The following is a 13228-nucleotide window of genomic DNA, read 5'->3' as shown; positions in this document are numbered from 1 at the left end:
CGTGGCAGCATGCGGACATGGCTGAGTCGCTGACCATCCCCCAGGCCTTCGCGCTGCTCCAGATCGCACCCGACGGGCGCCGCAGCACCGACGCCCAGCGCCTCGACCTCGGGCTCGCCGGGGCCGTCCTGGCCGATCTCGCGCTCCGGGGCTCGATCACCCTGCAGCGCGGTCTCGTCGCGACCGCATCGGGCAGGGTGACGGGCGACGCGACGCTCGACGAGGTCCTCGGGTCGATCGCCGCGTGCGGCGCCCCGCGCAAGGCGAAGTGGTGGGTGCAGCGCCTCGGGAAGCGCCCGCTGCGGGAGGCGGTCCTCGCCGGCCTCGTGCAGCGCGGTGTCATCTCGGAGGAGCAGCGCACCACGCTCGTGCTCTTCACGACGACCCGTCACCCCGAGCTCGACGCCGGTCCCGAGTCCCTCGTGCGATCGGGCATCGCCGACGTCCTCGCGCAGCGCGCCGAGCCCAGCGCGTTCCTCGCGGCGCTGATCGGCCTGCTCGACGCGACGAACACCCTGCGGAACCAGTTCGGCCGCGTGGACAAGGGCCTCGTCCGGTCGATCGCCGAGGGCGAGTGGGCCTCGCCGGCCGTCCGCGCGGTGCTCTCCGAGATCCAGAGCGCAGCGGTGGTGGCCGGTGTGATCGCTGCGACGACGGCTGCGACCACGGCGTCGAGCTGACGGCGCTCGCGCGGGCGAGGGCAGACAACTTTTCGTTCGTGTCGGATCCGGACCACGATCCCCGGGGAACGCCGCCCGGATCCGACATCGGTCAGGCGCCGAGGGCGATAGAAGCCGTCGCCCACCAGTAGCCGAGCAGGGCCCCTGCCGGTACGGCCAGGGCCGCGACGACCCGTCCCTTGCCGAGCAGCGTCCGTCGCCGCCGAGCCTCCTCGATCTCACGCTCGAGTCGTTCGAACCGCTGCACGTGGCGCAGCGTGTCGTTGAGCACCACCGCGTCGACGTGCCATGTGCCGCGTTCCTCGGCGAGCATGGCGAGGTACCGCACCGCTTCTCCCGAGTGCACCCGGGGCAGTCCGGCGATCCAGCCGCCGACCTGGTCGGGCTCCACCGTGACGACCGCGGGGCGCTTGTCGCCGAACCGCAGCGTCGCGGCAGCGATCACGAGCACCGGCTGGACGAGGATCGGCCCGCCGGCCGCCGCCGACAGCAGCGCGGTCGCCCGCTCGCCCTCGGCGACCGCCCGGTGCACGTGCGGCGTCCGCTGCCCGTTCACGGTGAGCGTCCGACCGCCGACCCAGACGCTGTGACCGGAGTGGTTCTTCGTGTTGATCGAGAAGACCCCCGTCGGCCCGACGACGATGTGGTCGATGTCGGTCGAGCGTTTCCCGACCGGCACCGCGTGCAGCACCGTGAACTCCGGTCCGAGGGTGTCGAGTGCCCGTGCGACGTCGCGTTCGCCGATCGCTCCCTTGAACCAGGAGCGGGCACCCTCGTGGAGCGGATCGTGTCCCCAGAACCGCTGCCAGCTCGTCCGTGCCGGTGCGGCGGCCTGGATCGCGAGGCACTCCTGCATCACCGCGTACCCGGGCTTCCGCGCCCGGAGTGTCAGCGGTGCCCCGCCCGTCGCTTCCCCCATGCCTCCACCGTCCCAGGACGACGGATGGTGGACCAGCCCTCGTTCTGGCGTCAGTCGCCCCGCGGTGTGCGGATCGCGGGTCAGACCTCGAAGGTGAGGTCCGGGACGTCGGTCATCTCCTCGGGCCACTCCGGGCGGGTGGGCTGCAGGCGACGGGTCTGCGCCTCGAGCTTCTCGATCACCTCGGCGTCGAACGGCTCGTCGGGACTGTCCGGCACCGGCGTGGAGAAGATCTGACTGGCCGGGCCGATCAAGAAGTGCGCGTACGCCTTGCTGCCCCCCTCGGTGATGACGGGGATCTCGACGACGTCGGACAGGTTCGCGACCGCGAGCGCCCGCGCGTACCGGAGCAACGCCTTGCAGGTCCGGTCCCCGGTCAGGACGTGACTGTCGACGTAGTGGATGCGACGCATCGTCCCAGCCTGACCGGCCACACCTGGGCGGCTCGCTAGGTTGACGGAACGACCTCATCGAACACCGAACGAGTTCACGGGAGGAGCGGTGCATGGGCAAGCTCATCTACGACTCGACGTTCACCGCCGAGTTCGACGACCGGCTCCTGACGCACCTGCAGATCGTCATCGCGACGAAGCTGCGGCGCGGGGAGTCCTTCATGTTCTCGTGGAAGGACGACCAGGACGTCGGTGACGGCCGCACCTCGATCTGGATCGACCGGTCGCTGCCCATGGTGTTCCGGTACTCCGGCGGGCGGGTGCCGGCGATCAACCGCGCGTGGGTGGAAGCCCTCAACCTGACGACCGTGTCCTCGGCCGGACTGCGGATCGTCCCCGAGCCACCAGAACCGGGAGCCTCGACGTGAAACGCACCCTCATCACCTACGGGGGGTCCCAGTACACGATCCCCGACGAGGACACCGAACAGGTGCGCGACCGCATCACCCGCGGCCTGCAGTCCGAACCGTTCATCTGGCTCGAGGTCAACCACGGCGAAGGACGGGCGACGCCGGCCCTGCTGCTGATCTCGCCGTCGACACCCGTCGCCATCATCACCGAGCGGGACGCCGACGAGGACACCGCCCACCCCGACGCCGCCCGGTACGTCCTCGACCCCGGCCATTCGCTGCCGGGCTCGCCCGAGAACCACGACCCGGAACTCTGACGACGACCAGTGCTCAGCGCACCGTCTGGATCCTCAGCGACGGGGCTCGACGAGCTCGATGAACCGGGACAGCAACGAAAGCCCGGCGATCGACGGCGGCAGCCCGGTCGCGAGCGCCGGCGAGTGCACGAGGAACGCCGCCCACTTCGCCCGGGACAGCGCCACGTTGAGCCGGTTCGGCATGAGCAGGAAGTCGAGGCCGCGCGGGATGTCCGCCGCGCTCGAGGCCGCCAGCGACACGATCGACACGACGGCCTCGCGCCCCTGGAACAGGTCGACCGTGCCGACCTGCGTCCCGCGGAGCCCGGCCCGGTCGAGCTCGTGCCGGATCACCGCCCCCTGCGCGTTGTAGGGCGCGACGACGATGACGTCCTCGTCGGTCAGGGTCCGCGTGGCGTCGCCGTCGACCCACCGGCGCCCGACGACGTCCTGTGCGAGCTGCACCACGCGCAGAGCCTCCTCGAGGGACGACGTCGTGTTGCCGGCGTGCACCACGGGCACCGCGTGGACGCCCGCGTCGATGCCGTCGAGGTGCCGACCCGAGACCATCGACGCCAACTGTCCGTCGTAGGACAGGGCCGACACGGACGCGGTCAGCGCGGGCTCCATCCGGCGGGTACGGGCGAGGAAGTACCCGAACCCGGACGGCAGCACGTGCTCGCCGTCGGTCAGCCACCCGAGCGCCGACTGGTCGACGGGCTCCGGGTGCGACCCCTGCGACACCTGCGGCAGCTGCTGCGGGTCGCCGAGCAGGAGCAGCCGCGTCGCCGCGATCGACGACGCGATGGTCGGCGCGAGCGAGAACTGGCCCGCCTCGTCGACCACGAGCAGGTCGAGGGAACGCCGGGCGATCGTCGTCTCGTTCGCGAAGGTCCACGCCGTGCCGCCCACGACTCCCCCGGTGCCCGACGCCTCGCTCGACGACAGGAACGCCGCGACGGCCGCGTTGTTCTTCACCGGCGTCCACCGCGCGGCCTCGAGCTCGTCCTCCGAGGCACCGGTCTTCGGCACCTTCACGACACGATCGGCGCGCACCCCGGCGGCGATGACCGCGTCGAGGAAGTTCTCCGACGTCGCGTGCGACTGCCCGACGACGCCCACACGCCAGCCGTGCTCGCGGACGAGCCGGGCGACGACGTTCGACCCGACGTACGTCTTGCCGGTGCCGGGAGGGCCCTGGATCGCCAGGTACGACCGGTCGATGTCGAGCAGCGTCGCGACCACGGCGGACACCGTGTCGTCACCCTGCACCGGAACGATCGCACCGCGCGGCGGGACGCGGCGGAGCAGGTCGAGCGCCGGGTCGGGCAGCATCTCCGGCAGCGCGTCGAGTACCGACTGCCCCCACTCGGCGATCGCCTCGGGCTGGGGCTTCGCCCGCGGCGGCGCCGACGGGGCGAGGGCGACCGGGAAGTCGTGGTGCGGCTCGCCGCCCACCGGGAGTCGCTCGACGAGCAGCACCTCGGTCGCCTCCCCGTCGTCTCGGACGTCCACGATGACGGCGCGATCCGACGCGCCCTTCGACCCGGGGCCCGGAGAGCCGACCGATGGCGGGAGCGGGTCGTCGTAGACGAGGTGGGGCGTGCCTCCAGGCCGGAGCCGCGAACCGGGCGCGAGCGTCCCCGACAACCGGAGTTCTCGTGACTGCGAGCGGGCACGCGGCAGCGTGTCCCAGTCCCGCTCGACGGACGCACGCTCGACGACGAGGACGTCGCGGGTGTCCGCCCAGTCGTCGACCGGGTTCCGCAGGCGGTCGAAGTGGTCCTGCCAGAAGGTCTTGGCCTCGCGGCGGTGGTAGTCGATCGCGGCTGCGGCGAGCGCCAACGCGGTCTGGTCGGGCGTGCGGTCGAGGGCGCTGACGTCAGTGAGGTGCGACGCGAGCGCGACGTACACCGGGTTCGGCTCGCGTTCGACCGGGATCAACGGGACGGCTTCGTCCGCCTCCGGTGACGGCGGCTCGGCCGAGGGGCGCCGCAGCGACAGCAGCCAGTCGCGGAGGCGCAGCGTCGAGCGGCAGTCGTACGCGTTGTAGTCGGCGACCTCGTCGAGCATGTGCTGGCCGGCGGCCGGGTCGCCGTTCCGGAGCTCCTCGACGGCGTCGACGTAGGCGGTGATGCTGTCGGCGGCGTTCGTGACGTCGCTCTCGCGCAGGTCCTCGCCCATGTACAGCGGTTCGAGCTTCTTGATCGAGTAGCTGTGGCTGCCGACGACCACGGCCTTCCGCACGATCGGGTACAGGTCCACCAGGACGCCGGCGCGCAGCAGGTCGTCGACGGTGTCCTCCCCGACGCCGTGCCGGGCCGCGAGGGAGAGCAGGTGCGTCCGCTCGTACGCCGCGTAGTGGTAGATGTGCATGCCGGGGTCCCGCGCGCGGCGTTCCTCGACGAAGGCGAGGAAGTCCACCAGCGCCTGCCGCTCGTCGCGGATCGTGTGCGCCCAGAACGCCGTGAAGTCCGCGCGGTCGTCGACGAGCCCGAACAGGTAGTCGAGCCCCCAGTGCACGCCGTCCTCGGTGTGCAGCGGGTCCCCCTCGAAGTCGAAGAACACGTCGCCCGGGTCCGGGGTGGGGATCGCGTCGAGCGCGCGCGGGTCGAGGACCTCGAACAGCGGCTTGCGTCCGGCATCGTGCGGGCTGTCGACCTGGAGGCGCGCCTGACGCACCAGCCGATCCTGCGTTCCGCGCGACAAGCCCGCCACGGCCGTGGTGCGGTCCGCCAGGTCGTCGATCGTCCGCACCCCCTGCCGGAGGAGCTTCGCCCGCTGGTCGAGGCGCATGCCGGCGACGAGGACGAGGTCGCGGTGCTGCTCCACCTGGGTCGTGCACACGGAGCAGCGGCCGCAGCTGGAGTACCTCGGGTCGCCCCACGCCAGCGGACCGTCAGCCGCGATGCGCTCGGCGATCACCCGCTCGAGCTCCGCCCGCTGCGTCCGGTACACCGGGGCGATGTCGGCGAGGTCGTGCGTGGTCGTGGTGCGGTCGCCGAGCACGAGGTGGACCTCGGCGCCGGTGGGGATGTCGTGCGCCTGCATCCGCTCGGCGTAGGCGGCGAGCTGCAGGAGCGCGCTGATCTTGGCGTGGCGGGCGAGCTTCGTGTCGTAGACCTCGTACTCGTCGCGGTCGTTCAGGATGATGAAGTCCGCGAAACCGATGAAGCCGGTGCCCTCTGCGGACGCGGGCACGTGGAACGTCGGTTGGTACAGGACGTCGGCGCCGTTCCGCATGGCGTCCAGCGCCGCCTGCGCCGCTTCGGCGTACTGCGGCGGTGCCGGGCGCTCGAACTCGACGACGTCGCGGGTCTGCCTGAGGATCTCGAGGTAGTCCAGCTCGTGCTGGTCCCCGAGCCGGGCGGTGCGTTCGAGCATGTCGTCGTGCACGTCCGGCAGGGGTTCGCCGCGACCGAGCTTCACGTCGAGCCGGCGGAGGAACGCCCACTCGCAGGCGGCCCACGTGCTCAGGTCGCTCGGGCTGAGCAGCACGTGCCCGTCGTCGCCGATCTGCATGCGCTCCCCCTTGTTCGTCGGTGCGCTGGAAGCCTAGGGGTGGCCGCCGACAGCAGGGTGTTCACGACGCGCTCCGCAAGCCAGAGTTTGACATGTCAATGCTGCGCTGCCACCATCGGCCCGTGCAGATCACGCGAGGTGCGGTCGAGCCGATGGTCGCGCTCTCCGTACAGGGCATCACGTCCCGATCGACCCTCCCGAACGGCCGACGGATCGTCACCGAGGCCAGCTTTCAGGCCGCCCCAGGACAGCTCACCGCGGTGGTGGGCCCATCCGGCGCGGGGAAGTCGACCCTGCTCGACGTGATCACCGGGATCGCGGTTCCCGCCTCGGGCTCCGTCCTGCTCGGCACGACGCCGATGCACCCCGCGAACAGCCGTCGTCGGTCGCACCTCAGAGCACGGGTCTTCGCCTCCGCTCGACAGGACGGCGACCTCATCGACGCCCTCTCCGTGGACGAGAACGTCCTGCTCGGACAACGCCTCTCCCGCGTTCCCGACCGCCGCCTGGCAGAAGACGTGCTCGCCGCTCTCGGGCTCGGTCGGGAGACCCGACGAACGGCCGTCCAGACGCTCTCCGGCGGGCAACGGCGCCGCGTCGCCCTCGCGCGCGCACTCGCGAGCGGCACACGAATGGTGGCCTGCGACGAACCGACGACGGCACTGGACCAGGTCAGCGGCGATCTCGTCCGCGGCCTCCTCTGCGATGCTGTGCAGGGCGGTCGAACGGTCCTCGTGGTCACGCACGATCCAGAGTTGGTCGCACGGGCGGATCGGGTCGTCCAGCTGGCCGGAGGGCGGACGACCGCCGTGGTCGATCGTCCGGACCGCCAGACGGTGCGTCAGCTCATGCGCTCGTCCTCGTGATCTCGATCGTCGCCCTCGCCCGGACGGTCGCCTCGGATCCGAGGCCCGCAGCTGGCTTCCTCATCGTCGTCGTCGTCACCACGCTCGTGCTCGACATCGTGGTCGGCGGCGGGCTCGCGTTCAGCGACGCCGAGGCGGGCGCAGCACTCGAGTCGGTCGTGCAGCTCACCGGGCTCAGTGCAGCGGTCGCATCCTTCGGGGCGAGCCGCGCGCTCGCGGTCTCACTCGAGCCCGAGATCCGACGCCTCCGAGCACTGGGAGCAGCGCGAGCACCGATTGCAGTGTTCGGGATGCTGGCGATCGCGGCTGCGGCTGTTCTCGCCCTGCTGGTCGGGTTCGTGGGCGGCGACGCACTCGCGAGATCGTGGGTCGTCAGCCTGGCTCGCGTCCTCGACGCCGAGGAGCCGAAGCACCATGGTGGTCCGCTGCTCGTGGTCGTCGGCGCAGTCGCGATCGTGTGCTGCGCCGGCTGGTGGAGCGGACTCCACGCCAGCCCCTCACGTGGCCAGCGTTCCGGCTGCTCGAGCCGGGCCATCATCGCGGCGGTCGTTGTGTCGCTCTTCCTGGTTCCCACTGTCCTCGCCGTCGCACTTGCGCCCCACCTGATCGGCGTGGTCCGCGAGACCGGTGAGGTCGGCGCCGCAGATCGTCTGCGCGTCCTCGGGTCCGCCGACAGCCCGCTCATCGTGATGGCGGCAGCGTCCTACGGCTTCGTCGGAGCCGCGATCGTGCTGGCGCCCGACATCGCCCGGATCGTGACCGGCACCGCGCGGAGGACGCTGCGTCGGGGAACGCCCACGGTGTTCGTCGGGCTGCGTCTCGCGGAGGCGCGCATCGTCCAGTTCGGTTCGCTGGTGACGCTCTGCGGTGGCGCCGTCGGTCTCGCGGTGACCAGGGCGCTGACCGCGACGGTCGCCGAGAGCCTCGACAGCAGCCGATCGGGAGCGGGTGTCCACGAGCTCGGACTCACGATCGGTCCGTCCCTTGTCATCGCGGCCGCAGGCGCGATCTGCTCGGGGCTCGCCCAGAGTCGGGGAACCGGCGCGGACCTCGATCGCCTCGAGCGCATCGGGTTCAGCCGCGTCGGGGTCAGCGTCGTCCTGGTGGTGGCCGCCGTCGCCATCGGTTGGAGCGGCACGGTCGTCGGCATCGTCGCGGCCGGCGCAGTCGGTGTCGTGGCCGTCCTCAGCGGGATCGACGTCGGCGCGTTCGTCCAGATGGACCCGACCGTGCCGATGGCAGCCGCGATCACTGCCACGTTCGGGTTCGCCCTGCTCTTCGTCGGCAGCGAGATCGCCGGATCCGTCCTGCGCCGTCGTGCCGGGGCACGGACCACCGCGCTCGACGCTTCCGAGGGCAGCGCCGACGCCAGCGCCGCCCGTCAGGCCACGCGGACCGGCACGAACCGCGGCCCGTCGTAGCCGTCGCGCGTCACGTGCGCCGTGAAGTCCGCGAGCGATCGCACCCAGTGCCCCCGCTCGCCGTACAGCGCTTGGTACACGACCACCGGCTCCTCGGTCTCGACGTCCTTCGCGAGGAGCACCACCTCGTACTCGCCACCCTTGAAGTGTCGGTATCGGCCCGGAGTCACGTCGAAGCTCACCCTCCCGATGCTAGAGGCCGCCTCGTAGGGTGAGGCGCATGGAGGAACTCGAAGCGCGAGCACGACGCGCTCGACGGCGCACCGTGGTCATCGTCCTCGGTGGGCTCGTCGCCGGCGCGGTCCTCGGCTGGGGACTCCCCCACACGGAGGCTTCGATCCGCGGTCTTCAGGCCGTCGGGTGGGCGCTTGCCGTCGCGGGTCTCGGCGGCACGTTCTCGCTCGTGGTCACGACCACGGGACTGGCGTCGCACCTCCGAGTCCCGCTGCAGTCGCTTCGTCCCAGGGACAGTCGTTTCCTCCGCAGGTCGGTGGACAGCGTTCAGTTGATCGCGCCCGCCGACTCCGAGATGGCGCAGCGCGCGTTCGACTACGCCCGCATCACGCTCGTGTACCAGCCGCTCGCGCTCGCGCAGTTCTTGCTGCTCTACGCCGGTCTTCTGGGTCCGCAGCTCGCGGACCTCTTCGACCACGACGGGTTCGACCTCACGTTCAGCCGGGTCTTCTGCAGCACGATCGTCATCGTCGCGGTGATCTTCGCCGTCGTCTGGACGCGCAAGATCCGGGGTGCACGGGGGTACGTCCGAGCCATCGAGCGCCAGCGGACAACCGTCTGACACCGACCGCCGGATCCTTCTGGACACTCGACGCCGCGCGCCCCGCCATACACTCGCCCCATGACCGAGCAGGCACGAACCGACCGCGGACTCGACCGCCTCGTGAACTTCTCGGACGCGACCGTCGCCATCGCGATCACGATCCTGATCCTCCCGCTGGTCGACATCGCGGGTGAGCTCACCGGGGGCGAGACCGCCGGCCACCTCCTCCGGGAGCACTGGCCCGCCCTCCTGGAGTTCCTCGTCACCTTCTGGGTGATCGCACGCTTCTGGACGCTGCACCACCAGCTCTTCGAGCACGTCCGTTCCTACAACTCGCTCATCATGCGGCTGAACTTCGTGTGGCTCATCGGCATCGTGTTCCTGCCCTTCGCCGCGAACCTGCTCAACACCGGCGGCGACGACGACCGGGTGTCGCACGGCCTCTACATCGGCACGATGGTCGTGACGAGCTTGGCGCTGACCGGGATCGAGTCCGAGCTCCGCCGCTCGCCGGAGCTCCTGTCGACACCGCTGCACGACGCATCCCGGGGCCTGGTCGCCGTCGGCCTGATGGTCCTCGCGCTGGTCTTGGCGCTGCTGGTCCCGACGGTCGGCCTGTACTGGGTCCTGCTCCTGCTGCTCCAGGGCCCGATCGGCCAGCTGATGCGCCGCCGTACCACTCGCGCCTGACCGGCGCACGGCGACGACGGTTGCTGCTGAGCGCATCCGGGTCCCTTGAAACGTATGCCTATTGCAGGCAACGCTCCTGTGTTCTGCACCGCCACGAGCCGCCGCGACCCGACACGAGCCGCCCGAGCCGCCCGAGCCGCCCGAGCCGACACGAGCCGCCGCGACCCGCCACGACCCGCCACAACCTCCCACCGTCACGTTCGGTCACGTTGGCCTCCGACGACGGAGAACGCCGTAGCGTCACCGCATGACCGTGATCGCGTCCGTCGCCGCACTCGTGGGAGTCCTCGCACTCGCCACGGTCCTCGGCGTCCTCCTCCGCGCGACGACCGGCCGGGCAAAGTCGGTGCCAACACGTGCGACGAGCGAAACCACGACGACGCCCACCGCCGACCTCGCCCCCACAGCCGCCTTCGGCACCCGCGCCACCCTCGTGCAGTTCTCCACGCCCACGTGCGCCCGCTGCCCGGCGACCCGCCGCCAGCTCGACGCCGTCGCCGCCGCACACGACGGCGTCACACGCCTCGAGTTCGACCTGGTCGATCGCCCCGACCTCGCCCGCCGCTTCGACGTCATGCAGACCCCCACGGTCCTGCTCCTCGACGACGAGCGGACCGTCCGCACCCGCTTCGGAGGCCCTCCCCGCCCGCCGGAGCTCGCCGCAGCACTCGACACCCTCCTCACCGCAGGCCACCAGGAGTCCCGATGACCACCACGAACGACCCCGCCCGCGGCATCGATCCGCGCTCCCCACGCTTCGGCGCCGCCATCACGGCCGTGCTCCTCGCGGTGACGATCGTCCTCACGCTCATCCCCGCGACGTGGGCGGTCGGCATCGTCCTGCTGGCGATCATCGTCGTGCTCTTCGCGATCGGGGGCATCGCCGGCATCCGCCGCCACCCGTACGGCGTGCTCTTCCGCCGGTTCGTCCGCCCGCGGCTCGCTCCGCCCGCCGAACTGGAGGCCCCCGAGCCCCCGACCTTCGCCCAACAGGTCGGTCTCGTGATCACGGCGCTCGCGCTCGTCCTCGCGCTGGTCGGCGTCCCGTACGCCGCACCCGTCGGTGCGGCGATCGCGCTGGTCGCCGCGTTCCTCAACGCCGTCTTCGACGTCTGCATCGGCTGCCTGCTCTACGTGTGGCTGGTGCGCGCAGGCGTGTTCCGTCCGCGACAGACCGCCTGACCCCGGCCTGGAGGCGCGACTCGCCTCCGCAGGCCGCCTCCGTCCGCCAGGCGGTCGCCTTCCACCGCCCCACCCGCCGCGCGCACGCCCGCGCCCGCGCGCGCGCCGCCACCGCCACCCCGACGAAACACGAAAGTAACTTGCAGCCCTAGCGCCGATCCGTGCAATGCGCTTTCATGGAGCGCATGACGATCACCGATCGCTCCGACCGCGCCGACGCGTTCGCCCTCGTCCGCACCCAGTCGCGGACGATGCCGACGAGCATGCGCGCCATCGCTAACGCCGTCCTCGAGGCCCCCGCCACCGCAGCCACCACGAGCGCCGCGGAGCTCGCGGGCCGCGCCGGCGTCTCCCCCGCCACGGTCTCCCGCTTCGCCCAGCACCTCGGCTACGCGAACTTCGCGGACCTCCAGCGCAGCATGACGCGCGCCGTCGAACGCGGCATCCACGAGCGGCGCGAGACCGAGATCCACGCCGGCGTCAGCGTCGACGACGACGTGGCGACCGTGATCGCGAAGGTCACCGAGGACGTCCGGGCCGTGATGAGCGACACCCTCGCGACCCTCGACCCGCGTGCGCTCGACACCGCAGCGGGGGCGATCAGCGAGGCCCGCCGCGTGGTCCTCTACGGCGTCGGCGCGAGCGGCATCGTCGCCCGTGACCTGCACCTCAAGCTCGAACGGATCGGCATCGCGAGCTCGATCGCCGACGACCCGCACAACGCGCTGACCCTCGCGAGCGTCCTCGGCCCGGACGACGTCCTCGTGATCACGAGCCACTCGGGCACGACGACCGAGGCGCTCGAGGTCGCGACCGAGGCGAAGATGCACGAGGCCACCGTCGTCGCGATCACCGGCCATGCGAACTCGCCCCTCACCGACCACGCGGACCACGTGCTGCTCGGGGTCGCCGGTGCCGAGAGCGACCTGCGCCCCGCGGCGATGGGCAGCCGGATGAGCCAGCTCGCCATCGTCGACGCCCTGTTCATCGTCGTCGCCCAGCGCACCGACGAACGTTCCCGCCCGCTCCTCGCACGCAGCCGCCACGCGGTCCGCACGCACCACCGTTCCTGAATCGAGCACCATGCACCACAACCAGCTGCACGACGACCACCTGCGCGACGACGACCTGCACCACGACCACCTCCGCGACGAACTCAAGGGCCTCACGACCGAGGCGACCGACTCGACGCTGGACGACATCGACCTCGTCTCCACCCTCGAAGCTGCCCAGCGGATGAACGCCAGCGACCGCAGCGTGCCTGCGGCACTTGAGCCGTGCCTCCCGGCCATCGCACTGGCGGCAGACTCGATCGCCGCAGCCTTCGCGAAGGGCGGGCGACTCGTCTACGTCGGCGCAGGCACGCCGGGCCGGCTGGGCGTCCTCGACGCCAGCGAGTGCCCACCCACCTTCGGGACCGACCCGTCGCAGGTCGTCGGCCTCATCGCCGGCGGTCCGGTGGCGCTCACCACCGCCGTCGAGGGAGCGGAGGACGACGAGGAAGCGGCCGTCCGCGACCTCGACGCGCTCCGCCTGACGTCCGACGACGTGGTCGTCGGGATCAGTGCGTCCGGCAGGACGCCCTACGTGATCGCAGCCATCCTGGAGGCACGGCGCAGGTCCGCCCTGTCGGTCTCCGTCGCGTGCAACGCGGACTCGGCCGCGGGGCGGGAGGCGGACATCGCCATCGACGTCGTCGTCGGTCCCGAGTTCATCGCCGGATCGACCCGTCTGAAGGCGGGGACCGCGCAGAAGCTCGTGCTCAACATGCTCACCACGCTCGCGATGGTGCGCTGCCACAAGACGTACGGCAACCGCATGGTCGACGTGCGTGCCACGAACGCGAAGCTCGTCGCGCGGGCGTTCTCGCTCGTGCAGGACGTGACCGGCGCCGCTTCCGCCGATGTCCGCGCCGCCCTCGATGCTGCGGACGGCGAGGTGAAGACCGCCATCGCGGTGATCCTCACCGGGCTGCCCGCCGCTGCCGCGCGCTCCCGACTCTCCGACGCCGACGGTTCCCTCCGAGCCGTGCTCACTCCCGAACGCTGAATTCCCCTCCTGAGGAGCACATC

General features: G+C 71.4%; 15 protein-coding genes. 11 read left to right on the top strand and 4 right to left on the bottom strand.

The features are described 5' to 3' along the window. Positions 1-17: 17 nt before the first annotated feature. Positions 18-680 (top strand): GOLPH3/VPS74 family protein, encoded by a 663-nt coding sequence (locus tag DEJ28_RS06760; protein ID WP_111117153.1) that lies wholly within the window; start codon positions 18-20, stop codon positions 678-680. Between the two features lie 91 nt (positions 681-771). Here the strand turns inward: DEJ28_RS06760 and DEJ28_RS06755 are convergent, their stop codons facing one another. Together DEJ28_RS06755 and DEJ28_RS06750 are read right to left on the bottom strand one after the other, a co-directional pair. Continuing rightward, entirely contained in the window at positions 772-1599 is an 828-nt protein-coding gene (locus DEJ28_RS06755; protein WP_181433845.1) for a nuclease-related domain-containing protein, read from the bottom strand. Between the two features lie 80 nt (positions 1600-1679). Then, positions 1680-2012, bottom strand: coding sequence for a hypothetical protein (locus DEJ28_RS06750; RefSeq protein WP_181433844.1), 333 nt, complete (start codon positions 2010-2012; stop codon positions 1680-1682). Between the two features lie 92 nt (positions 2013-2104). Here DEJ28_RS06750 and DEJ28_RS06745 point away from each other — a divergent pair, with 92 nt between their 5' ends. Together DEJ28_RS06745 and DEJ28_RS06740 are read left to right on the top strand one after the other, a co-directional pair. Next, entirely contained in the window at positions 2105-2419 is a 315-nt protein-coding gene (locus DEJ28_RS06745; protein ID WP_111117152.1) for a DUF7882 family protein, read from the top strand. Next, positions 2416-2718, top strand: coding sequence for a hypothetical protein (locus DEJ28_RS06740; RefSeq protein ID WP_111117151.1), 303 nt, complete (start codon positions 2416-2418; stop codon positions 2716-2718). Before DEJ28_RS06745 ends, DEJ28_RS06740 begins: the two co-directional genes overlap by 4 nt. Before the next feature lie 33 nt (positions 2719-2751). Here the strand turns inward: DEJ28_RS06740 and DEJ28_RS06735 are convergent, their stop codons facing one another. Further along, entirely contained in the window at positions 2752-6219 is a 3468-nt protein-coding gene (locus DEJ28_RS06735) for a TM0106 family RecB-like putative nuclease (protein WP_111117150.1), read from the bottom strand. 122 nt (positions 6220-6341) lie between these two features. Here DEJ28_RS06735 and DEJ28_RS06730 point away from each other — a divergent pair, with 122 nt between their 5' ends. Next, positions 6342-7085, top strand: a complete 744-nt coding sequence (locus tag DEJ28_RS06730; RefSeq protein WP_181433843.1) for an ABC transporter ATP-binding protein — start codon at positions 6342-6344, stop codon at positions 7083-7085. Further along, on the top strand, positions 7082-8506 hold the full coding sequence (locus DEJ28_RS06725) for a hypothetical protein (protein WP_111117148.1): 1425 nt from the start codon (positions 7082-7084) through the stop codon (positions 8504-8506). Before DEJ28_RS06730 ends, DEJ28_RS06725 begins: the two co-directional genes overlap by 4 nt. On the opposite strand, the gene DEJ28_RS06720 is transcribed toward DEJ28_RS06725, so the two are convergent. Further along, on the bottom strand, positions 8467-8688 hold the full coding sequence (locus DEJ28_RS06720) for a DUF1653 domain-containing protein (protein ID WP_258368252.1): 222 nt from the start codon (positions 8686-8688) through the stop codon (positions 8467-8469). The genes DEJ28_RS06725 and DEJ28_RS06720 overlap by 40 nt on opposite strands. Before the next feature lie 38 nt (positions 8689-8726). Between DEJ28_RS06720 and DEJ28_RS06715 the strand changes: the two genes are divergently transcribed. The 6 genes from DEJ28_RS06715 to murQ all read left to right on the top strand — a co-directional run bounded on the left by DEJ28_RS06715 (position 8727) and on the right by murQ (position 13205). Then, the gene (locus DEJ28_RS06715) at positions 8727-9302 is read left to right on the top strand and encodes a hypothetical protein (RefSeq protein ID WP_111117147.1); all 576 of its coding nucleotides are present in this window, start codon (positions 8727-8729) and stop codon (positions 9300-9302) included. Between the two features lie 60 nt (positions 9303-9362). Beyond that, positions 9363-9974 (top strand): TMEM175 family protein, encoded by a 612-nt coding sequence (locus DEJ28_RS06710; protein ID WP_111117146.1) that lies wholly within the window; start codon positions 9363-9365, stop codon positions 9972-9974. Between the two features lie 247 nt (positions 9975-10221). Further along, positions 10222-10683: a thioredoxin family protein gene (locus DEJ28_RS06705; protein WP_111117145.1), complete on the top strand. Its 462-nt coding sequence runs from the start codon at positions 10222-10224 to the stop codon at positions 10681-10683. Then, a complete protein-coding gene (locus DEJ28_RS06700; RefSeq protein ID WP_111117144.1) occupies positions 10680-11156 on the top strand; it encodes a DUF4395 domain-containing protein in 477 nt (158 codons plus the stop codon). The genes DEJ28_RS06705 and DEJ28_RS06700 overlap by 4 nt, the downstream gene beginning before the upstream one ends. A 185-nt stretch (positions 11157-11341) precedes the next feature. Further along, positions 11342-12229 carry a MurR/RpiR family transcriptional regulator gene (locus DEJ28_RS06695; RefSeq protein WP_181433842.1) on the top strand — a complete coding sequence of 296 codons (888 nt, stop codon included), beginning with the start codon at positions 11342-11344 and terminating at the stop codon, positions 12227-12229. 10 nt (positions 12230-12239) lie between these two features. Continuing rightward, the gene (gene murQ, locus DEJ28_RS06690; protein ID WP_111117142.1) at positions 12240-13205 is read left to right on the top strand and encodes an N-acetylmuramic acid 6-phosphate etherase; all 966 of its coding nucleotides are present in this window, start codon (positions 12240-12242) and stop codon (positions 13203-13205) included. Positions 13206-13228: the final 23 nt, after the last annotated feature.

The organism is Curtobacterium sp. MCPF17_002, from assembly GCF_003234115.2.
GTDB lineage: Bacteria > Actinomycetota > Actinomycetes > Actinomycetales > Microbacteriaceae > Curtobacterium.
The sequence above is the reverse complement of the archived record's forward strand: the minus strand, read 5'-3'. Positions and strand labels throughout refer to the sequence as shown.